The following is a 19975-nucleotide window of genomic DNA, read 5'->3' as shown; positions in this document are numbered from 1 at the left end:
ATTCGACACAGGAAGAGGCACATGGCCAGCCAGGATTGGTTCGACAAGGACTTCTACAAGGTCCTCGGCGTGTCCAAGGACGTCTCCGCCGCGGACCTGAAGAAGACCTACCGCAAGCTCGCCCGCCAGTTCCACCCCGACTCCAACCCGGGGGACGCGAAGGCCGAGGCGCGCTTCAAGGAGATCAGCGAGGCGTACACCGTGCTCTCGGACGCCGAGCAGCGCAAGGAGTACGACCAGATCCGCGCCATGGGGGGCGGAGCGCGCTTCACCGCGGGCGGCCAGCCCGGAGGGTTCGACGACGTCTTCGGCGGCATGTTCGGCCAGGGCGGGCGCACCTCCTACAGCACCCAGCAGGGCCCGCCGCCCGGCTTCGAGGACATCCTCGGCGGCATGTTCGGCGGCGGAGGCAGCCGCTTCGGCCAGCCCAGCGGCGGCTACCGCGGCTTCGGCGGCCCGCAGAAGGGCGCCGACGTCACCGCCAGCACCACCATCGACTTCCGCACCGCGACCCGGGGCGACACCGTCCAGCTGCAGACCGGCGACGGGCGCACCCTCTCGGTGCGCATCCCCGCCGGCGTGGCCGACGACCAGAAGATCCGCGTCCGCGGCAAGGGCCGCCCCAGCCCGGACGGCGGCGATCCCGGCGACCTGGTGCTCACCGTCTCGGTCCGCAAGCATCCGGTGTTCGAGCGCGACGGGCTGAACCTGCGCGTGTCGGTCCCCGTGACCTTCGTCGAGGCGGTCTTCGGCGCGACGATCGAGGTGCCGACCCTCGGCGGCGAGCCCGTCAAGCTCCGGGTCGCCGCAGGCACCCCGAGCGGCCGCGTCCTGCGCGTCAAGGGCCGCGGCGTCACGACTCCCAAGGGCACGGGCGACCTGCTCGCCGTCCTGCAGGTCGCCGTCCCGAGCCACCTGTCCGCCGCCGCCCGTGAGGCCCTCGAGGCCTACGCCGCCGCCGAGCCGGACGAGGACCCGCGCGAGGACATCCTGGAGAAGGCCCGCTACTAGCACCGGATCGGCGCGACCGGTCGGAGGAGGAGACATGGACGAGAACACGCCCGTCTTCGCGATCGCCGTCGCCGCCGAGCTGGCGGGGATGCACCCGCAGACCCTGCGGCAGTACGACCGGCTCGGGCTCGTGAGCCCGACCCGCACCGCGGGCAAGTCGCGCCGCTACTCGATGCGCGACGTGGTGCAGCTGCGCGAGGTCGCCCGGCTCTCCTCCGAGGGCGTCTCGCTCGAGGGCATCGCGCGCATCCTGCAGCTCGAGAATCAGGTGCAGTCGCTCTCGCAGCGGGTGCGCGAGCTGGAGTCGGCCCTCGCCGACGAGCTCCTCAACCGGCCGGGCCGCCGCGTGTTCGCCGCCGGACTCGAGGGGGACGTGGTCACTCTGCGCCACGGCACGCGCGCGCAGCGCCGGACCGAGCTGGTCGTCTGGCGCCCCGCGCCACGATCAGGGGCCGCCGACGACGCCACACCCTGAACGAGGGGTAGCCTGACCGGGCGCCGCCCCGTCATCGCGGCGCCCGTCCCTCCGCTCGGGGCGGAGAGCAGGAGGACCGCCGTGGACCACGACAGCAGCACCCCGCGCGACGAGCGCGACGCCCGCCGGGAGCAGGCCGCCCAGGAGCAGGCGTCGGACGCCTCGCGACAGGAGCAGGCCCCGGACGCCACGCGCGCGTCCCGCAGGACGCCCGTCGTCCCCGACAACGGGTTCTCCCGCGAGTCCTACGCGATCCACGCCACCCGCAGCGACCTCCCCCTCTTCTCGGATGCGCTGAACGCCGGCCGCGACGACTCCGGCTGGCTGTCGTCGCTCTCGAGCACCCTCGCCGGTCCCACCGGGCCGGTCGGCTCCCCGGACTCGGCCGCCGAGACGGCGCAGGCCGCGCTCGACCGCCGCACTCGCCGTCGGAGCGACGAGTCCGACTCCTGAGCCGCGGCTCCGGCTAGTCGCGCAGGCGCGTCGCGGCCATCCGGGCGTCGACCAGGCGGCCGCCGCTGAGGCGGGCGAGGATCACGGAGCCGAACGGCAGCGCGAGCACGAGGGGCAGGCCCTCGACCCGCTCCTCGTCCGTGTAGCCGAGGAGGACGTACATCCCGACCACGGCGATCGCGGCGATCGTCGCGACCCGCGCCGGGATCTGGTCCATCGTGCCGCCTCCGCCGTCGATCGGCTCGGCGAGCGTGACGCACATGAGGAAGATCGACGCGTAGACGGCCAGGTGCACGTGGGAGCGGCTCCACGGGCGCGCGAGCGCGGCGATCGGCAGGATCCAGAGGGCGTACCAGGGGTGGATGGCGGTCGACGCCGTCACGAACGCGAGCAGCGCACCGGACAGGCGGGCGAGCGGATCGATGGAGCGCCGCGACAGCATGAGGCGCGCAGCGATCAGGCCGGCGAGCCCGAGCGCGAGGATCTTGACCACGGCGATCGCCGCGGCGGGGTCGTGACCGGTGAACTCGACGGCGCGGGAGACCGAAACCGTGACGAACGACATCGGCGCGTACCAGTGCAGGATCGAGCCGGGCACGACCATCGCCGCGACCCAGCCGACCCCGACGCCCGCGAGCAGCCCGACGGCGACCACGAGGCCGAGCGCTCCGGCGCCCGTCCAGAGCCAGCCGCGGGTGCGCTCGCGCCACGTCGCGTCGTGGCGCAGCCACAGGAGCGCGAGCACGGGGAGCGCGATCACGGCGATCGGCTTGATCGCGATCGCTCCGGCCATCAGCACGACGGCGGCGATGCGCCGGTCGGTCTGGGCGTAGTAGAGCGACGCGAGGATGAGCGCCAGCATCACGGAGTCGTTGTGGCCGGCGACGACGAAGAGCACGAGGGTCAGCGGGTTGGCGACGATCGTCCAGGCGGTGAGCGGGACCGAGAGGCCGCGCAGGCGCGCCAGGCGGAGCGCGTAGACGGCCATGACGGCCACGCCCGCGACCGACACGGCGCGGAGCATCGCGATCGAGAGCTCCGGTGCGCCGTAGCCCGCGAACTGCACGGCGGTGCGCTCGATCAGGAGGTAGAGGGGCCCGTAGGGCGTGGGCGTGTCGGCCCAGAGCGGGTCGACGCCGAGGTCGAACCAGCCCGGGAGCGTCGCGACGCCGTGGGTGTAGGGGTCGATGCCCTGGGTCATCAGGCGACCCTGCGCCACGTAGGAGAACATGTCGTGGCTGAACAGCGGCACCGTCACGAGGAGCGGAGCGGTCCAGGCGAGGGCCGCCACCACGATGGTGCGGACGGAGCCGGGGCCCGCCGCGAGCGCGACCGTGCGCAGGCGGAGCCACGCGATCAGCAGCAGCATCCCGCCGCCCACGACGAGGGCGCCGCTGGACTCGGTGAGCCAGCCCGTGGCGCGGATCGAGGCGACGAGAGGCCAGTCGCGGATGGGCGAGCCGGCGGGCAGGTAGCCCACGCCGAGCGAGCCGAGGAGGATCGCGATCGAGCCCAGCAGGCCCGTCGCCAGCGGTGCGGCCTCCATGAAGCGGAGCCGCGGTCGGCGCTGCCGTCCCGTTGCCCGGGCCGTGTCCGGCCGCTCGATCGTCCCCCGTGAAGCCATCGGAGCCACGCTAAAGGATGGGACTCCGAAGTGCATGGACGGCCGGTGAACGGTTGATCAGTCGGCGCTCAGGTTGTACAAGCACCCGCACGCGCACCGATCAGGGCAGGCGCGGCACCGGGGCCGGCTCCGCGAAGCGCAGCTGGTTGCCGAACGGATCGATCACGTCGAGCGCGAAGCCGAACGGCGTGCGGGTGATCCGCGGGTTGAGGTAGGGGTACGCCTTCGCGTCGAGCTCGGCGTGCAGCTCGCGGACACCTCGGAGGGCGACGTGCACCGCGGCGCCGGGACTGCCGTCGCGGTGGTGCTCGCTGAGGTGCAGGCGGAGCCCCGAGCGCGACACCTGCAGGTAGAGGGGGTCGTCGAGCGCGGCGCGGTGCTCCCAGTCCACCTCGAAGCCGAGGTAGTCGACGTAGAACTCGCCCGCCTTGGCGACCGAGAAGATCCGCAGGATCGGCACGGCCGCCTCCAGTCGCACCGGCTCGAGCCGGTCCGGCTCCTCCGCGCTCGACCGGTCCCGTGCACGCCGTCTCGTCTCCACGCCACGAGGCTAGCCGCCCCGCGGCCGGCCCGGTGCCGGAGGGTCAGTCGACGAGATCGAGACCGCGCAGCAGCCGGAGGGTCTCGACCCCGGCGGGCGGGCAGCGGCCCGCATCGGAGCCGTCGACCCAGTGCAGCGAGTCGATCTCGCCGCTCGGGCGCGCCTCCCGGTCGAGCTCGGCGGCGAAGACGCTCATGTGGACCTCCCGCCCCTCCGGCTCGCCGTGCGCCTGGGTCCGGACGGTGAACAGGGGCACGAGGCCGAGCGCGACGGCGCCGAGCTCCTCGCGGGCCTCGCGGGCCGCCGCCTCGATCCCGCTCTCGCCCTCGTCGACCTTGCCGCCGGGGAGGTAGAGGACGTCGCGGCCCCGCGCCGTGACCATCAGGACCTGCCGGTCGCGGAGGACGGCGACGGCGGACACGACGATCGGCGGGAGGGTGCTCATCCGCTCATCATGCCCGCCGCGGGCGGACCGTCGCGGCGCCCCCGCGGCTACCATGGGGGCACACCAGAACGACGCGCGCAGCCGGCGCGCGCCGGGGCCCCGTGCGCCCGAACAGCTGAGGAGCAACCCGTGGCAGAACCCACCACCCTCGACAAAGTCATCACCCTCGCGCAGCACAGGGGATTCGTCTTCCCCTCGGGTGAGATCTACGGGGGCACCCGCTCCGCGTGGGACTACGGGCCGCTCGGCGTGGAGTTCAAGGAGAACATCAAGCGCCAGTGGTGGAAGACCTTCGTGCAGGGCCGGGGCGACGTCGTCGGCCTGGACTCCGCGGTCATCCTGCCCACGGCGATCTGGCACGCCTCGGGACACGTCGGCGTCTTCTCGGACCCGCTGACCGAGTCGCTGATCACCCACAAGCGCTACCGCGCCGACCACCTCTTCGAGAAGTACGAGGAGGTCAACGGCCACCCGCCCGTGAACGGCCTCGCCGACATCCCGGACCCGGAGCACCCCGACAAGGTCGGCCAGTGGACCGAGATCAAGCAGTTCTCGGGCCTGATGAAGACCTACCTCGGCGTCGTCGACGACGAGTCGGGGCTGCACTACCTGCGTCCCGAGACCGCCCAGGGCATCTTCACCAACTTCGCGAACGTGCTGCAGAGCGCCCGTCGCAAGCCGCCCTTCGGCATCGGCCAGATCGGCAAGGCGTTCCGCAACGAGATCACCCCCGGCAACTTCATCTTCCGCACCCGCGAGTTCGAGCAGATGGAGCTCGAGTTCTTCGTCGAGCCCGGCACGGACGAGGAGTGGCAGGAGACCTGGATGCAGCTCGCCTGGGACTGGTTCGTCGGGCTCGGGATGAACCCCGAGAACATCCGGCAGTACGAGCACCCGAAGGACAAGCTCTCCCACTACTCGAAGCGCACCGTCGACATCGAGTACCGCTTCAGCTTCGCCTCGGGCGAGTGGGGCGAGCTGATGGGAGTCGCGAACCGCACCGACTACGACCTCAAGACGCACATCGAGCACTCGGGCAAGGACCTCTCGTTCTTCGACCAGAACAAGAACGAGCGCTACGTGCCGTTCGTGATCGAGCCGTCGTTCGGTCTCACCCGCGCGCTCATGGCGTTCCTCGTCGACGCCTACGAGGAGCAGGAGCTGCCGCCGAACGCCAAGGGCAAGGTCGAGACGCGGACCGTGCTGCACCTCGACCCGCGCCTGGCGCCGGTGAAGGTGGCCGTGCTGCCGCTCTCGCGCAACGAGGCACTCTCGCCGCTCGCGCGCCGCGTCGCCGACCAGCTGCGCCAGCTCTGGAACGTCGACTTCGACGACTCCGGAGCGATCGGCCGCCGCTACCGCCGCCAGGACGAGATCGGCACCCCGTACTGCGTGACCGTCGACTTCGACTCGCTCGAGGACGACGCCGTGACCGTCCGCGACCGCGACACGATGAAGCAGGAGCGCATCCCGCTCGAGCAGCTCGAGTCGTACCTCTTCACCGGGCTCCGCGGGGCCTGACGCTCCTCCGGGACGCCGCCGACCGGACGGGCCGGCGGCGTCCCGCCGAACGCGGTCCAGCCGGCCCTGCGGTCAGCGCTCGCGGGCGAGCAGGGCGAAGACGAGGGTCGAGGTCCACTCGCCCTTGCAGAACTCGTCCTCCCGGTGGTGCGCCTCGAGGCGCATCCCGAGGCGCTCGCAGAGGCGGGCGGACGCGGTGTTCCGAGCGTCGAGCTGCGCGATCACGCGGTGCGCGCCGAGGGTGTCGAACGCGAGGTCGAGCAGCGCTCGGGCGGCCTCGGTCGCGTAGCCGCGCCCCTGCGCCTCCGGGTGCAGCACCCAGCCGATCTCGACCGCCACCTGCTCGACGGACGTCGCGATGAGCGTGAGGTCGCCGATCATCCGCCCGGCGAGGACGCCCTCCCGGGGGACGATCGCCAGCACGGCCACGTCGCCGTCGGCGGCGAGCCGTGTCGAGGGGAGGCGGCGCTGCAGGTGCGCCCGCGACTCCTCGGGGGTGCGGACCGGCCAGCGGAGGAACCGGACGGCGTCGGCGTCGCCCTGGTAGCGCGCGTGGTCCTCGGCGTCCTCCGGTCCGAGGGGACGCAGGAGCAGGCGCTCGGTGAGCAGCGGCGCGGAGCGCAGCGGCTCCGCGTCGAAGGGGAGCCGGAGGCTCACGCGGTGGCGGCGTCCGCGTCGGGGCGGGCGGCGGCGGCGGGCTCGGCCGGGACCTCGATGCCGAAGAGCGCCTCGAGCCCGGTGAGGTAGGCCCCCTGGGCTCCGGCGCGCGCGTAGTCGCGGGCGCGGACGCTCGGAGTGTGCAGCAGCACGCCGGCGAGGTGGCGGAGCGCCTGCTCGGTGCGGCCGTCCTCGTCGCCGCGCGAGCGGGCCCGCTCGATCTCGGCGTCGAGCGCGTCGAACACGTGGGCGCGCAGGGCGACGACGGCCGGAGTGAGGCTCTTCTCGTCGGCGACGTCCGAGAACTTCCGGGCCGCCTTGTCGACGAGCGCGCGCGCCTGCTGCGACGCGTCGAGCACGTCGAGAGGCGCGTGCAGGCTGATCGTCTCGAGGTCGAGGAGCTCGACGCCGGCGACCGAGGTGACGTCGGAGGCGACGTTGCGCGGCAGGCCCAGGTCGATCACGAGCTGGCGCTCGCGGGAGAAGCCCTGGAGGCGCCCGGCGGCGAGCAGGGCGGCGTCGAGCACCGGCTCCTGGGTCGTGGTGCAGGTGATGACGATGTCGGCCGAGACCGCCTCGAGCGCGAGATCGGCGGCGGCGATGGGCCGGAGCGAGCGGCGGGCGGCGAAGCCCTCGGCGCGGCCGGAGGGGGAGTGCACGGCGATGTCCACCACTCCGCGGTCGCGCAGGGCCGCGACGGTCGCCCGCGCGTAGCTGCCGGTGCCGACGAGGAGGACGCGGGCGGCCCGCCAGTCGGTGACGCGGCTTGCGGCCAGGTCGAGCGCGAGGCGCACGATCGAGCGGCCGGCGCTGCCGAGGCCGGTGCGGTTCTTGATGCCGCGCGAGGTCTGCGAGGCGCGCTGGAACAGCCGCTCGAGCTCGGAGGAGGTGGTGCCGAGGCGGCGCGCCTCCTCGAGGGACCGGCGGACCTGGCCCGCGATCTCGCCCTCGCCGACCACGACGGACTCGAGCCCGCTGGAGACGGCGAAGAGGTGCTCGGCCACCCGGTCGCCCGAGACGACGTCGACGCTCCCGCGCAGCTCGTCCTGCTCGACGCCGGTCGCGGCGCTGACGGCGGCGGTGGCGGCCTCGACGGCGACGGCCTGCGCGGCGGTCAGCGGCTCCTCGATGTCGAGGTAGGCCTCGAAGCGGTTGCAGGTCGCGACGACGACGGCTCCGGAGACGAAGTCGATCCCCTCGGAGAGGGCCGCGGTCACGGCGGAGGAGTCGACGGAGAGCTTCTCGAGGAGATCGAAGCTGGCGTTCTTGTGCGACGCCGTCAGACACAGAAGCACCACGTCAGTCTACCCGCGCTCTGCGGGGCGGGGTCCCCGGACTGGGGAGGAATGCACGGATGCGCCTGGAATAATGCCGCGGTGACCTCCCCCACCGACGGCCTGCTCGATCCGCTGCACCCCCTCTCCGCCGGCCGCACGGCCGACTCGCTGCTCCTGCGCGCCTACCGCTCCGAGCGGGGCGAGAGGACGCCCGTCTGGTTCATGCGCCAGGCCGGCCGCAGCCTCCCGGAGTACCGGGCCCTGCGCACCGACACGAAGATGCTCGACGCCTGCCTCGACCCGGCGCTGGCGAGCGAGATCACCCTGCAGCCGGTGCGGCGCCACGGAGTGGACGCGGCCATCTTCTTCAGCGACATCGTGATCCCGCTGCGGCTCGCGGGCGTCGGCGTCGACATCGTCCCCGGGCGCGGTCCGGTGCTCGAGAAGCCGGTGCGCACGGCCGCCGACGTCGCCGGGCTCGCCTCGATCGACCCGTCCGTCCTCGACGAGACGCTCGAGCCCATCCGCGAGGGCGTGCGCCGCACCGTCGCGGGCCTCGGCGACACACCGCTCATCGGCTTCGCCGGCGCTCCCTTCACCCTGGCCGCCTACCTGGTGGAGGGCGGCCCGTCCAAGGACCACCTGCGCGCGCGGACGATGATGCACGCCGACCCCGCCGCCTGGGCCCAGCTGATGGAGTGGACCGCCGAGGTCACCGGCCGCTTCCTCCGCGCGCAGGTGCTCGCCGGGGCCAGCGCCGCGCAGCTCTTCGACTCCTGGGCCGGGGCGCTCTCGCTCTCGGACTACACGACCCACGTCGCTCCCGCCTCCGCGCGCGCCCTCGTCCACGTGCGCGACCTGGCGTTCGACCACGGGGAGACGCGCCGCAACGTCCCGATCGTGCACTTCGGCGTCGGCACCGGCGAGCTGCTCGGAGCGATGCACGGCATCGGCGCCGACGTGGTGGGCGTCGACTATCGGATCCCGCTCGACGAGGCCAACCACCGCCTCGGCGGCTTCGTGCCGGTGCAGGGCAACGTCGACCCGGCGCTGCTGACCGCGCCGTGGGAGGTCCTCGAGGCCCACGTCGACGACGTGCTCCGCCGGGGCCTGAGCGCCCCCGCGCACGTGCTCAACCTCGGCCACGGCGTGCCGCCCGAGACCGACCCCGACGTGCTCACGCGCCTCGTCGCGTTCGTGCACGCCTGGCGGCCGTGAGCGAGGAGCGCCCCCGCGACGCGGCGTCGTACGACGTCGCGGTCGTCGGCGGCGGAGTGGCGGGGCTCGCCGCCGCCGCGGAATGCCTGCGCATCGGCCTGCGCGTCGTGGTGCTCGAGGCGGGGGAGCGGGTCGGGGGCTCGGTCTCCCCGCTCGCGCTGGCCGGCGCCTTGCTCGACGCGGGCGCCGAGAGCTTCGCCACGCGGGGCGGCCACGTCGAGCGGGCGCTCGCCGCGCTGACCCTCGACGGCGTCCCGCTCGCCGAGTCGATCGTCGAGCCGCGGACGCACGGCTCGTGGCTGCACCTCTCGGGCGGCCGCTCCGTGCCGTCGCCCCGGGCCGGCATCCTCGGCATCCCCGGCACGCCGCTCGCCCCCGACGTCGTGCGGGCGATCGGCCGCCGCGGCGCCTGGCGCGCCTGGCTCGACACCCTGATGCCGGTGCTGCGCATCGGCCGCGCCCACTCCCTCGCCGAGCTGGTGCGCACCCGGATGGGCGAGCGCGTGCTCGAGGACCTGGTCGCGCCGGTCGTCTCCGGCGTCTACTCGAGCCGGCCGGACGACATCGACGTCGACCTCGCCGCACCCGGACTGAACGGCGCGCTCACCCGCGCGGGCTCCCTCGCCCGGGCAGTGGCCGCCCTCCGCGCGAACCTCCCGGCCGGAGTCGCGGTCCGCGGGATCGAGGGCGGGATGCACCGCCTGGTCGCCGCGCTGGTCCAGCGGATCGACTACCTCTCCGGCGAGATCCGCACCGGCGCCTCCGTGCAGCGGCTCGAGGGCTCCGACGGGGACTTCGTCCTGACCCTCGCCGACGGCACTCTGAGCGCCCGAGCGGTGATCGTCTCGACGCCGGAGCGCGACGCCCGGGCGCTGCTGGCCGGCCTCGCCCCCGCCGTCGCGGAGCGCGCCGACGAGGCGCCCCACGACTCCGTCGAGCTGGTGACCCTCGTCCTCGACGACGCCCGCCTGGACGCAGCCCCCCGCGGCTCCGGTGTGCTCGTGGCGCCCACCGCCACCGACGTCACGGCCAAGGCGATCACGCACGCGACCGCGAAGTGGGACTGGCTGGCCGCCTCCCTCCCTCCCGGGCGCCACGTGCTTCGCCTCTCCTACGGGCGCCCGGGCGAGCGCCCGCCGCTCGAGGGGCGCACCGATGCCGAGGCGGCGGCGATCGCCCTGCTCGACGCCTCGACGCTGCTCGGACTCGCCCTCGATCCGGCGTCGCTCGTCGACTCCGCCCGGGTGAGCTGGGCCAACGTCCGGCCCGCCGCGGCGCTGGGCCGCCGCGCGCACCTGGAGGCGTTCCGCGAGGCGCTCCTCCCGATCGAGGGAGTCGCCGTGACCGGCACCTGGATCGCGGGCACGGGCCTCGCCTCGGTGCTCCCGCACGCCGCCGAGACGGCCGCCCTTATCCGGCGCCGACTGGTGCGTCAAGGAGTCGGGCTGCCGAGCGACGCCCGCGACGCCGACGGCTACTCTTAGGCCCAGGCATCCGCGCGAGCGCGCGGCGTGCCCCGGCACGAGTGGTCACCGACCGCGTGGACGATCGCGAGAGCGACCCAGGACGAGGAGTAGGCGTGAAGGGCAAGATTCTTTTCGTGGCAGGAGCCGCAGCCGGGTACGTGCTGGGAGCACGCGCCGGCCGCAAGCGGTACGAGCAGATCGCCTCGGCGGCAGGCCGCTTCTGGCGGACCCAGCCGGTGCAGGACGTCGCGGGCGCCGTCGGCGGTGCCGCGAAGACCCAGCTGAGCAGCGTCTCGGACAAGGCGTACGAGGTCGTGCGCTCGGTGGTCGTCAAGGCCGTGTCCGGCGGCAGGAAGGCCCAGGGAGCGAGCGACGCGGAGGCGTCGGCCGCCGCCCGCAAGGCGGCCTCGAAGGTCGACGAGGCCGCGGCGTCGGCCGGCTCCGGCGGGTCGACGACGTCCACCTCCACCAGCAGGGCCTAGTGCTCATCCCCCCGGCCGTGCCAGGCGCGCGCCGGCCGGCACGTCCCACCCTCGAGGAGCTCCCGTGGTGAACGAACGCAATCCCAAGAACGCCCGATCACTGGGAGAGCTGGTCAGCGACCTGCCCGGCCTCGTGATCGAGCTCGTCAAGGCCGAGGTCGCCTCGCTGAAGAACGAGCTGGCGGGCAAGGCGAAGAGCGCGGGTCTGGCCGTCGGCCTGTTCGCGGTCGCGGCCTTCCTCCTCCTGACCGCGTGGGCGACGCTGGTCGCCTTCGCGATCATCGGCATCGCCTCCTGGCTTCCGGCCTGGCTGTCGGCGCTGATCGTGACGGTCTTCTTCCTCCTGGTGGCCGTGATCCTCGCCCTCGTCGGCGTGCGCACCATCAAGAAGGCCGTGCCGCCGGTGCCGCAGGACTCGATCAACAGCATCAAGAAGGACGTCCAGGCGTTCAAGGGAGTGGGCAGCTATGACAACTGAGCGATCCGTCAGCAGCACCACGCCCCGCTTCGTCGACCCGGCGGAGCTGAAGCCCGGCCAGCTGAAGGCCGACATCGAGCGCGCTCGCTCCGAGCTGGCCGCGACCCTCGACGCGATCGAGTACAAGGTCAACGTGCCGCGCAAGGTGCGCACGGCCCAGCGGACGATCGAGCGCAAGCTCCAGGTGGTGCGCCGCCAGAACCCCTCCGCGCTGATCGCCGGAGCGGTCGGCGCCGCCGCCGCCGTGGGCCTCGTCGTCTGGGGCGTCGCGAAGCAGATCATCGAGGACTGAGCGCCGGAGGGCCCGGGGTGCTAGCGTCCCGGGCCCTCCGGCGCCAGAGCCCCCGCCGCTTTTGTGCATCGGCACGAGCGGAGGGATGATGGATCAATGACCGATCAGACCGCCGGCACGGCGGGTCCCGTTCAGTCCGCCCCCGACACGAGCGCCGCCGCTCCGGCGCCGCAGCCCCCTGCCGATCAGGATCACTCCGATCAGGCCCTGGGATACACGCTCTGGGCGGTTCTCCGCAGGGATCCCGCACGTCCGTTCACCCTCTCCAGCGACGCCGTGGATCCCGCGGTGAAGCAGTACGAGCACCTCGTCGCCCAGCTCGAGGGCGAGGGCGTGACCGTCCGCGGCACCTACGACGTCTCGGCCCTGCGCGCCGACGCCGACATCATGCTGTGGCTCACGGGCCCGGCGCCCGAGGAGCTGCAGCGGGCCTACCGCGAGCTGCGGCGCACGGAGCTGCTGGTCGGCCTCCTGCCGACGTGGAACGCGATGGGCGTGCACCGCGACGCCGAGTTCAGCTCGAACCACCTCCCCGCCTACATGCGCGGGAAGGCGCCGGCCCGCTGGCTCACGGTCTACCCCTTCGTCCGCTCCTACGAGTGGTACATCCTCCCCGAGGAGGAGCGCCGCGCGATGCTCGCCCAGCACGGGCGCCAGGGCTCGCGGTTCCGCTCCGTCCTGACCAACACGGTCGCCTCGTTCTCACTCGGCGACTACGAGTGGATCCTCGCCCTCGAGGACGAGGAGCTCGTCAACCTCGTCGACCTCATGCGCGACCTGCGCGCCACCGAGGCCCGCCGCCACGTGCGCGAGGAAGTCCCCTTCTACACAGGACGGCGCATCGACGCCGACCAGATCGCCGAGGTGCTCCGATGAGCGACACGACCAGCGAGCCGATCCTCGTCCGCGGGGCCACCCCCGCGGCGGCGTCCGGCCCCGAGCACGTCGAGGTCCCCGTGGCGTACGACGCGATCCTCCTCGCCGGCTTCGGCGGGCCCGAGGGTCAGGACGACGTCATCCCGTTCCTCCGCAACGTCACCCGCGGCCGCGGCATCCCGGAGGAGCGCCTCGAGGAGGTCGCCCACCACTACCGCCACTTCGGCGGCGTCAGCCCGATCAACGCGCAGAACCGTGCGCTGAAGAAGGCGCTCGAGGCCGAGCTCGCGAACCGCGGCATCGACCTCCCCGTGCTCTGGGGCAACCGCAACTGGGCGCCCTACATGAGCGAGGCCGTCGCCGAGGCGAAGGAGCGCGGGTTCACCAACCTGCTCGCCATCGCCACCAGCGCGTACTCCTCCTTCTCGTCCTGCAGGCAGTACCGCGAGGACTACGCGGCGGCGCTCGACGCGACCGGCCTCGAGGGCGAGCTGCGGATCGACAAGGTGCGCCAGTTCTTCGACCACCCCGGCTTCGTGATGCCGTTCATCAAGGCCGTCCACGACGGGCTCGACGAGCTGCGCGAGCGGATGCCCGACCTCGATGTCACGTCCGAGGTGGAGGTGCTGTTCTCGACGCACTCGATCCCCATGGCCGACGCCGAGCGCAGCGGACCCCACGAGCGCCACGACGACGGCACCGTCGTCGACGTGCACGAGTTCGGACCGGGCGGTGCCTACGAGGCGCAGCACCTCGCCGTCGCCGAGGTCGTCATGGCCGCCGCCACGGACGAGGACGTGCCCTGGCAGCTGGTCTACCAGTCGCGCTCCGGCCCGCCCACCCAGCCCTGGCTCGAGCCGGACATCAACGACGCCATCGCGGAGCTGCCGGCCCGCGGCCGCCGCGCGCTGCTGATCGTCCCGCTCGGCTTCGTGTCCGACCACATGGAGGTCATGTGGGACCTCGACAACGAGGCCCTCGAGACCTCGGAGGAGCACGGACTCGTCGCGCTCCGCGTCGCGACCCCCGGCACGGACCCGGTCTACGTCTCCGGCCTGATCGACCTGGTCCTCGAGCGCGTCAACGGCGTGCCGACCGAGGACCGGCCCTCGATGACGGCGCTCGGCCCCTGGTATGACGTCTGCCGCCCCGGCTGCTGCGAGAACGTGCGAGCGGGGTTCAAGCCCGCCCTGGCGGGAGTCGCACCGTGATGAGGAGTCGTCTGTCGTGAGCATCAGAGTCGGCACCCGCGCGAGCGCGCTCGCGGTGGCGCAGACCCGGATGACGGCCGATCTGATGTCGGCCGCCGCGGGGGTCCCCGTGGAGCTGGTGCGCATCGAGTCGGACGGCGACCGCATGCGCGGCTCGCTCGCCTCCCTCGGCGGCACCGGCGTGTTCGTCAGCGCCCTGCGCGACGCGCTGCTCGCCGGGCGCTGCGATGCGATCGTGCACTCGCTGAAGGACCTGCCCACCGCTCCGGTGGAGGGCCTGCTGCTCGGAGCGGTCCCCGAGCGGGAGGACCCGCGCGACGCGCTCTGCGCCCGCGACGGGCTCACCCTGGCGACCCTGCCGGTCGGAGCCCGCGTGGGCACGGGCTCGCCCCGCCGGCGCGCGGCGCTGCTGGCCGCCCGTCCGGACCTCGAGATCGTGGACATCCGCGGCAACATCGACACCCGGCTCCGGAGGGTGCTGCCCGGCAGCGACTCGCCGCTGGACGCGATCGTGCTCGCCCTGTCCGGCCTGCGCCGCCTCGGCCGGGTCGACTCGATCACCGAGGTGCTCGGCTTCGACGTCTCCCCGCACGCCCCCGGTCAGGGAGCGCTGGCCATCGAGGTGCGCGACGAGGAGCCGTCGGAGGAGCTTCGCGCCGCTCTCGCAGCGGTCGAGCACGTGCCGACCCGCGCGGCGATCACGGCCGAGCGGTCGCTCCTCGCCTCCCTCGAGGCCGGGTGCGCCGCTCCGATCGGGGCCTCCGCGGTCGTCGAGGAGGACCGCGTCGTCCTGCACGGCGTGGTCTTCGCCGTCGACGGCGCGGCGTCCCTCGCACGGGAGGTCGCGGAGCCGGTCGATAACGGTTCGGTCGGCGGTGGTCGACACCGGGCGGATCCGCAGTATGGTGGTCGCGAACTGCCCGTCGTCGAAGCCGCGTTCCGTTGCGGCTCTCTGCTCGCTGACGCGCTTCTCGGTGCGGGTGCCGCCGAACTCGCACCCCTGGGAGCCCCTTCGTGATCGTCCCCGCCGCCTACTCCCAGTGGGAGAAGCCGTTGCAGGGGTGGCGCATCCTCGTCCCCCGCGGAGGCCCGTGGGGGGACGGTGTCGCCGCCGCTCTCCGAGCCAAGGGAGCCTCGCCCGTCGTCGCTCCGATGATCAACTTCGCGCCGACCGACGACTTCCCCACGCTCGAGCAGGCCCTCGCCGACCTCGAGGCCGGCGCCTTCGACTGGATGACCGTCACGAGCGCCACCACGGTCGATGTCCTCTCCCTCCTGCGCACCACCGTGCCCGCGAGCACCAAGGTGGCGGCGGTCGGCGAGACCACGGCGGCCGCGCTCGTCGCCGCCGGGTACTCCGTCGACCTCGTCCCCTCCGAGGACAACTCCGCCCGCGGCCTCCTGGCCGAGTGGGAGGAGGCCACCGACGGCCGACACCCCCTGCGCGTGCTGACGCTGCGGTCCGAGATCGCCAAGCCGCTGCTCACCGAGGGCCTCACCCGCATCGGGCACGACGTGCGCTCCGTGGTCGCCTACCGCACGGTCGGCGTCCCGGTGGAGGAGCGCGTCGTGGCGGATGTCGCCGGCGGAGCCGTGCACGCGATCCTCGTCACCTCGGGCAGCGTGGCGGAGCAGGTCCAGAAGCAGCTCGGCCCGGTGCCCGAGTCGATCCTCGTCGCCGCGATCGGCCCGCAGACCGCGAAGGACGCCCGCGCTTTCGGCCTGCGCGTCGACGTCGTCGCCGACGAGCGCTCGGCCTCCTCCCTCATCGACGCGGTCGCCGCCGTCGCCACGGAGCGCGCTCCCCGCTGAGCCGCCTCCCCGGCGCGACGTCGGCCGGGAGGGGCGGGCCTCGCCCCGCAGGCCAGGGATCCGCCTCTCGGCTGATGTCGTGCGTCCGGAGCACCTCCACGGGGTGAGGCGTCCGCGCTCCCGGGAGGTGCTCGGCGGGGCGGGATTACGCTGGAGGACATGACTGCCATCCGCCCGCGCCGCCTCCGCACGACCCCCGCACTCCGCCGTCTCGTCCAGGAGACGCGCATCCACCCGGCGCAGCTGATCCTGCCCCTCTTCGTGGCCGAGGGGACCACCGAGGCCCGGCCGATCGGGTCGATGCCGGGGGTGATGCACCACTCGCTGGACAGCGTCCGCGGAGCGGTGACGGAGGCGGCCGAGGCGGGGATCGGCGGTGTGATGCTGTTCGGCGTGCCGACCACGCGCGACGCGGTCGGCTCCGGTGCGACCGACCCCGACGGCGTGCTCAACGCCGCGACGCGGGTCGTCTTGGAGGAGGTCGGCGACGCGCTGGTCGTGCAGACCGACCTGTGCCTGGACGAGTTCACCGACCACGGCCACTGCGGTGTCCTCGACGACCGCGGGCGCGTCGACAACGACGCCACGCTCCTCCGCTACGAGGAGATGGCGCTCGCCCAGGCCGAGGCCGGCTCCCACCTGCTCGGGCTCTCGGGGATGATGGACGGCCAGGTCGGAGCGATCCGCGCCGCTCTCGACGGCGCCGGGCACCTGGACACCGCGATCCTCGCGTACTCGGCGAAGTACGCCTCCAGCTTCTACGGTCCGTTCCGCGAGGCCGTGCAGTCCACGCTCGAGGGCGATCGCCGCACCTACCAGCAGGACCCGGCGAACCGCCGCGAGGGCCTGCGCGAGGCGACCCTCGACCTCGCCGAGGGCGCCGACGTGGTGATGGTGAAGCCGGCCATGAGCTACCTCGACGTGCTCTCGGACGTCGCCTCCGTCTCGGACGTGCCGGTCTGGGCGTACCAGGTGTCGGGGGAGTACGCGATGATCGAGGCCGCCGCCGCGAACGGCTGGATCTCGCGCGAGCCGGCGATCCTGGAGTCGGTCACGGGGATCCTCCGCGCGGGGGCCGACGCGGTTCTCACCTACTGGGCCGTCGAGATCGCTCGCGACCTGCTGAGATAACCGCCTCCTCCTCCCGGGAGCGAGCCTCGACATCTCGTCCGAAAGCGCCTCTCCGGCGCGAGGGCGCCGGGCGGCGCGCGTACCCTGGAGGGGTGACCACCTCGGCGAACGACACCCTGTACGAGCGTGCCCGGCACGCGATCCCCGGAGGCGTCAACTCGCCCGTCAGAGCGTTCCGCTCGGTCGGCGGGACCCCGCGCTTCATGGTCTCGGCCGCCGGCCCGTACATCACGGACGCGGACGGGCGCGAGTACGTCGACCTCGTCTGCTCCTGGGGCCCCGCCGTCCTCGGGCACGCGCACCCCGAGGTCGTCGCGGCCGTGCAGGAGGCGGCCGCCCGCGGTCTCTCGTTCGGCGCGTCCACTCCCGCCGAGACGGATCTCGCCGAGCTGGTCGAGGCGCGGATCACGGCCGGGGGAGTCTCGCCGATCGAGAAGCTCCGCTTGGTCTCCACTGGCACCGAGGCGACGATGACGGCGATCCGCCTCGCCCGCGGCGTCACCGGCCGCGACCTGCTGATCAAGTTCTCCGGCCACTACCACGGCCACTCCGACGGGCTGCTCGCCGATGCCGGCTCCGGTCTCGCGACCCTCTCGCTGCCCGCCTCCGCCGGCGTCACGGCCGCGACCGCGGCCCAGACGATCGTGCTGCCGTACAACGATCTCGAGGCGGTGCGCGCGGTCCTGGCCGAGCGCGGCGCCGACATCGCGGCGGTCATCACCGAGGCCGCGGCCGCCAACATGGGCGTGGTCGCTCCGGACCCGGGCTTCAACGCGGCCCTCGCCGAGCTCGTGCACGCGAACGGATCGCTGCTGATCATGGACGAGGTGCTGACCGGCTTCCGCGTGAGCGCCGGCGGCTGGTGGGGGCTCGAGAACCGCGGCGCCGAGGCTCCGTACCGGGCCGACCTCTACACCTTCGGCAAGGTCATCGGCGGAGGGATGCCGGTCGCGGCTCTCGGCGGCCGTGCGGACGTCATGGACCACCTGGCGCCGCTCGGGCCGGTGTACCAGGCGGGCACCCTCTCCGGGAACCCGGTCGCGGTGGCCGCGGGCATCCGGACGCTGCAGCTGGCCGACGACGCGGTCTACGCCTCGCTGGACGCCACGGCGCTGACGCTCCAGCGCGAGGTGTCGGCGGCGCTGACGGCCGAGGGCGTCGCGCACACGGTGCAGACGGCCGGGAGCCTCTTCAGCTTCATGTTCACGGACCTGGGCCGGCCGGTGCGGGACTACGCCGAGGTCCAGGCGCAGGAGTCGTTCCGCTACCCGGCGTTCTTCCACGCGATGCTCGATGCGGGCGTCTCGCTGCCGCCGTCGGTGTACGAGGCCTGGTTCGTCTCGGCCGCGCACGACGACGCGGCGATCGGGCGCATCGTGGACGCGCTGCCGGCGGCGGCGAAGGCCGCGGCGGCCGCTCGGGCGTAGGCTCCCGGGCCGCCCGCGGATCAGGCGGGGCCCGCCGCGCCGGAGCTCCGGGCGGCGTACGTTCCGCGCGCCCGGCCGCCGGCGTGCGGCGACCGGGCAGGGGCACTCAGCCCCGGCGCGAGACCGACTTCGGCAGCACGAACACCAGCGCGAAGGCGGCGACCGCCATCAGGGTGCTGAGGAGCATCGCGGGAGCCGCGGCGTCGAGGAAGCCCGAGGCGACCGTGTCCGGACCCGTGATGACGAGGCTCCCGAACAGCACGCTGCCGATGACCGCGATGCCCACGGCCGAGCCGATGCGCTGGATCGCCGAGATCACGCCGCTCGCCGCGCCCGCGTCCTGCGGGTCGACGGTCGAGACGATGAACTGCACGTTCGGGGCGATGAAGAAGCCGTTGCCGAGGCCCGCGATCAGCAGCGGCGGCAAGAGCTGCCAGTTGCTGATCGAGTCCGGGGTCGCGGTCAGCAGCACCAGCCAGACCCAGCCGAGCCCGACGGCGAGGAGTCCGCTGCCCATCACCAGGACGTTGCGGCCCAGGCGCGCGGTCATCCGGTTGCTCTGCGAGGAGCTGATGATGCTGCCGATCGCGAAGGGGATCGACACCAGGCCCGACTCGAGCGCGGTGTGGCCGAGGCCCGACTGCCAGAGCAGCGAGATGGTGAAGAAGATGCTCGTGAAGGCCGCGAAGTAGACCAGCGCGAGGATCACGCCTCCGGTGAAGGCCGGGTGGCGGAACAGCGACGGCGGCACCAGGGGAGCGCGGCCGCGGCGGACGTGGAGGACCTCCCAGGCGCCGAACGCGGCGAGGAGCAGGACACCGCCGGCGATCGAGAGGAAGGTCCACAGCGGCCAGCCCTCGTCCTCGCCCTGGATGAGCGGGACGAGCAGGGCGACCAGGCCGCCGGAGACGAGCACGAGGCCGAGCCAGTCGACGCCTCCGCTCGGGGCGCGGTCGCCGGCCTCGAGGTCGCGGCGGGCGGGGAGGAGGACCGCGGCGGCGATCAGGGTCGCGACGCCGATGGGCAGGTTCACCCAGAAGACCAGGCGCCAGCCGTTCTCGTCGCCGAAGGCCTGGATGATCAGGCCGCCGATGATCGGGCCGAGCGCCGACGAGACGCCGAGGACCGCGCCCATCACCGCGAAGGCCTTGCCGCGCGAGGGGCCGCGGAAGAGGAGCTGGATGTAGGCGTTGACCGCCGGGACGAAGACGCCGCCCGCCAGGCCCTGCACGATGCGGGCGATGACGAGCTGGGTGTCGTCCGCGGCCAGTCCGCACGCGAAGCTGGCGACGGTGAAGAGGGCGATGCCGCTGACGAAGACCCACTTGTGCCCGAAGCGGTCGCCGAGGCGGCCGGCGGGGATGAGGGCGAGGCCGAACGCGAGGGCGTAGCCGGAGATGATCCAGGAGAGCGTCGACTCGGAGGCGTCGAGCGTGGTGCGGATGGTGGGCAGCGCCACGTTCACGATCGTCGTGTCGAGCAGGGCGATGAACATGCCCGCGAGCAGGACGATCAGCGAGCGCCAGGCGCGCTTGTCGGGGGTGGGAGGGGCGCCGGTCGATCGGGCGGTCGACGTCT

Annotated in this window: 21 protein-coding genes; 15 read left to right on the top strand and 6 right to left on the bottom strand. The window is 73.4% G+C overall.

Annotation, left to right across the window (positions count from 1 at the left end):
* The first annotated feature begins 21 nt into the window (after window positions 1-21).
* The 3 genes from C5D09_RS12620 (at window position 22) to C5D09_RS12610 (ending at window position 1939) form a co-directional block, all read left to right on the top strand.
* Entirely contained in the window at window positions 22-1011 is a 990-nt protein-coding gene (locus tag C5D09_RS12620; RefSeq protein ID WP_104269441.1) for a DnaJ C-terminal domain-containing protein, read from the top strand.
* Between the two features lie 34 nt (window positions 1012-1045).
* On the top strand, window positions 1046-1486 hold the full coding sequence (locus C5D09_RS12615) for a heat shock protein transcriptional repressor HspR (RefSeq protein ID WP_104226135.1): 441 nt from the start codon (window positions 1046-1048) through the stop codon (window positions 1484-1486).
* An 81-nt stretch (window positions 1487-1567) separates the two neighbouring features.
* Window positions 1568-1939 (top strand): hypothetical protein, encoded by a 372-nt coding sequence (locus tag C5D09_RS12610; RefSeq protein ID WP_104269440.1) that lies wholly within the window; start codon window positions 1568-1570, stop codon window positions 1937-1939.
* Window positions 1940-1952: 13 nt separating this feature from the next.
* Here the strand turns inward: C5D09_RS12610 and mptB are convergent, their stop codons facing one another.
* From mptB to C5D09_RS12595, 3 genes are all read right to left on the bottom strand, one after another.
* Complete coding sequence (gene mptB / locus C5D09_RS12605; protein ID WP_146085636.1) at window positions 1953-3563, bottom strand: polyprenol phosphomannose-dependent alpha 1,6 mannosyltransferase MptB; 1611 nt, start codon at window positions 3561-3563, stop codon at window positions 1953-1955.
* Between the two features lie 100 nt (window positions 3564-3663).
* Window positions 3664-4104: a glyoxalase superfamily protein gene (locus C5D09_RS12600; RefSeq protein WP_219813073.1), complete on the bottom strand. Its 441-nt coding sequence runs from the start codon at window positions 4102-4104 to the stop codon at window positions 3664-3666.
* A gap of 43 nt (window positions 4105-4147) precedes the next feature.
* A complete protein-coding gene (locus C5D09_RS12595; RefSeq protein ID WP_104269437.1) occupies window positions 4148-4549 on the bottom strand; it encodes an NUDIX domain-containing protein in 402 nt (133 codons plus the stop codon).
* 129 nt (window positions 4550-4678) lie between these two features.
* Here C5D09_RS12595 and C5D09_RS12590 point away from each other — a divergent pair, with 129 nt between their 5' ends.
* A complete protein-coding gene (locus C5D09_RS12590; RefSeq protein ID WP_104226140.1) occupies window positions 4679-6070 on the top strand; it encodes a glycine--tRNA ligase in 1392 nt (463 codons plus the stop codon).
* Window positions 6071-6142: 72 nt separating this feature from the next.
* Here C5D09_RS12590 and C5D09_RS12585 read toward each other — a convergent pair whose 3' ends face one another.
* Window positions 6143-6727, bottom strand: coding sequence for a GNAT family N-acetyltransferase (locus tag C5D09_RS12585; protein ID WP_258066997.1), 585 nt, complete (start codon window positions 6725-6727; stop codon window positions 6143-6145).
* Window positions 6724-8022 (bottom strand): glutamyl-tRNA reductase, encoded by a 1299-nt coding sequence (locus C5D09_RS12580; RefSeq protein ID WP_104269469.1) that lies wholly within the window; start codon window positions 8020-8022, stop codon window positions 6724-6726. The genes C5D09_RS12585 and C5D09_RS12580 overlap by 4 nt, the downstream gene beginning before the upstream one ends.
* 51 nt (window positions 8023-8073) lie before the next feature.
* Between C5D09_RS12580 and hemE the strand changes: the two genes are divergently transcribed.
* The 11 genes from hemE to hemL all read left to right on the top strand — a co-directional run bounded on the left by hemE (window position 8074) and on the right by hemL (window position 18397).
* The gene (gene hemE, locus C5D09_RS12575) at window positions 8074-9222 is read left to right on the top strand and encodes a uroporphyrinogen decarboxylase (RefSeq protein WP_104269436.1); all 1149 of its coding nucleotides are present in this window, start codon (window positions 8074-8076) and stop codon (window positions 9220-9222) included.
* Window positions 9219-10706, top strand: a complete 1488-nt coding sequence (locus C5D09_RS12570) for an NAD(P)/FAD-dependent oxidoreductase (protein WP_258063212.1) — start codon at window positions 9219-9221, stop codon at window positions 10704-10706. The genes hemE and C5D09_RS12570 overlap by 4 nt, the downstream gene beginning before the upstream one ends.
* A gap of 116 nt (window positions 10707-10822) precedes the next feature.
* Complete coding sequence (locus C5D09_RS12565; protein WP_146076886.1) at window positions 10823-11170, top strand: YtxH domain-containing protein; 348 nt, start codon at window positions 10823-10825, stop codon at window positions 11168-11170.
* Window positions 11171-11237: 67 nt separating this feature from the next.
* The gene (locus C5D09_RS12560; protein ID WP_258062864.1) at window positions 11238-11648 is read left to right on the top strand and encodes a phage holin family protein; all 411 of its coding nucleotides are present in this window, start codon (window positions 11238-11240) and stop codon (window positions 11646-11648) included.
* Window positions 11638-11940: a DUF3618 domain-containing protein gene (locus C5D09_RS12555; protein WP_104222879.1), complete on the top strand. Its 303-nt coding sequence runs from the start codon at window positions 11638-11640 to the stop codon at window positions 11938-11940. The genes C5D09_RS12560 and C5D09_RS12555 overlap by 11 nt, the downstream gene beginning before the upstream one ends.
* 96 nt (window positions 11941-12036) lie before the next feature.
* Window positions 12037-12816 (top strand): hydrogen peroxide-dependent heme synthase, encoded by a 780-nt coding sequence (hemQ, locus tag C5D09_RS12550; protein ID WP_104233087.1) that lies wholly within the window; start codon window positions 12037-12039, stop codon window positions 12814-12816.
* Window positions 12813-14027: a ferrochelatase gene (locus C5D09_RS12545; protein ID WP_104269435.1), complete on the top strand. Its 1215-nt coding sequence runs from the start codon at window positions 12813-12815 to the stop codon at window positions 14025-14027. Before hemQ ends, C5D09_RS12545 begins: the two co-directional genes overlap by 4 nt.
* Window positions 14028-14043: 16 nt before the next feature.
* Window positions 14044-15045: a hydroxymethylbilane synthase gene (gene hemC / locus C5D09_RS12540; RefSeq protein ID WP_104246922.1), complete on the top strand. Its 1002-nt coding sequence runs from the start codon at window positions 14044-14046 to the stop codon at window positions 15043-15045.
* The gene (locus C5D09_RS12535) at window positions 15045-15839 is read left to right on the top strand and encodes a uroporphyrinogen-III synthase (RefSeq protein WP_104269467.1); all 795 of its coding nucleotides are present in this window, start codon (window positions 15045-15047) and stop codon (window positions 15837-15839) included. The genes hemC and C5D09_RS12535 overlap by 1 nt, the downstream gene beginning before the upstream one ends.
* A gap of 159 nt (window positions 15840-15998) precedes the next feature.
* Window positions 15999-16970, top strand: coding sequence for a porphobilinogen synthase (hemB, locus tag C5D09_RS12530; protein ID WP_104269433.1), 972 nt, complete (start codon window positions 15999-16001; stop codon window positions 16968-16970).
* Window positions 16971-17062: 92 nt separating this feature from the next.
* Window positions 17063-18397, top strand: coding sequence for a glutamate-1-semialdehyde 2,1-aminomutase (gene hemL, locus C5D09_RS12525; RefSeq protein WP_104246920.1), 1335 nt, complete (start codon window positions 17063-17065; stop codon window positions 18395-18397).
* Between the two features lie 106 nt (window positions 18398-18503).
* On the opposite strand, the gene C5D09_RS12520 is transcribed toward hemL, so the two are convergent.
* On the bottom strand, window positions 18504-19975 hold a 1472-nt coding region (locus C5D09_RS12520; protein ID WP_308471888.1), incomplete at its 5' end, for an MFS transporter.

The sequence above is a fragment of the Rathayibacter sp. AY1C9 genome, from assembly GCF_002932315.1.
Taxonomy (GTDB): Bacteria; Actinomycetota; Actinomycetes; order Actinomycetales; family Microbacteriaceae; genus Rathayibacter.
This window is presented reverse-complemented; position numbering and strand designations above follow the sequence as displayed.

Excerpts from the sequence above, each read along its gene's own strand:
- C5D09_RS12555 (WP_104222879.1), top strand. The coding sequence starts at position 11,638 with ATGACAACTGAGCGATCCGTCAGCAGCACCACGCCCCGCTTCGTCGAC.
- hemQ (WP_104233087.1), top strand. The coding sequence starts at position 12,037 with ATGACCGATCAGACCGCCGGCACGGCGGGTCCCGTTCAGTCCGCCCCC.
- C5D09_RS12545 (WP_104269435.1), top strand. The coding sequence starts at position 12,813 with ATGAGCGACACGACCAGCGAGCCGATCCTCGTCCGCGGGGCCACCCCC.
- C5D09_RS12620 (WP_104269441.1), top strand. The coding sequence starts at position 22 with ATGGCCAGCCAGGATTGGTTCGACAAGGACTTCTACAAGGTCCTCGGC.
- C5D09_RS12615 (WP_104226135.1), top strand. The coding sequence starts at position 1,046 with ATGGACGAGAACACGCCCGTCTTCGCGATCGCCGTCGCCGCCGAGCTG.
- hemB (WP_104269433.1), top strand. The coding sequence starts at position 15,999 with ATGACTGCCATCCGCCCGCGCCGCCTCCGCACGACCCCCGCACTCCGC.
- hemE (WP_104269436.1), top strand. The coding sequence starts at position 8,074 with ATGCACGGATGCGCCTGGAATAATGCCGCGGTGACCTCCCCCACCGAC.
- C5D09_RS12595 (WP_104269437.1), bottom strand. The coding sequence starts at position 4,549 with ATGAGCACCCTCCCGCCGATCGTCGTGTCCGCCGTCGCCGTCCTCCGC.
- mptB (WP_146085636.1), bottom strand. The coding sequence starts at position 3,563 with ATGGCTTCACGGGGGACGATCGAGCGGCCGGACACGGCCCGGGCAACG.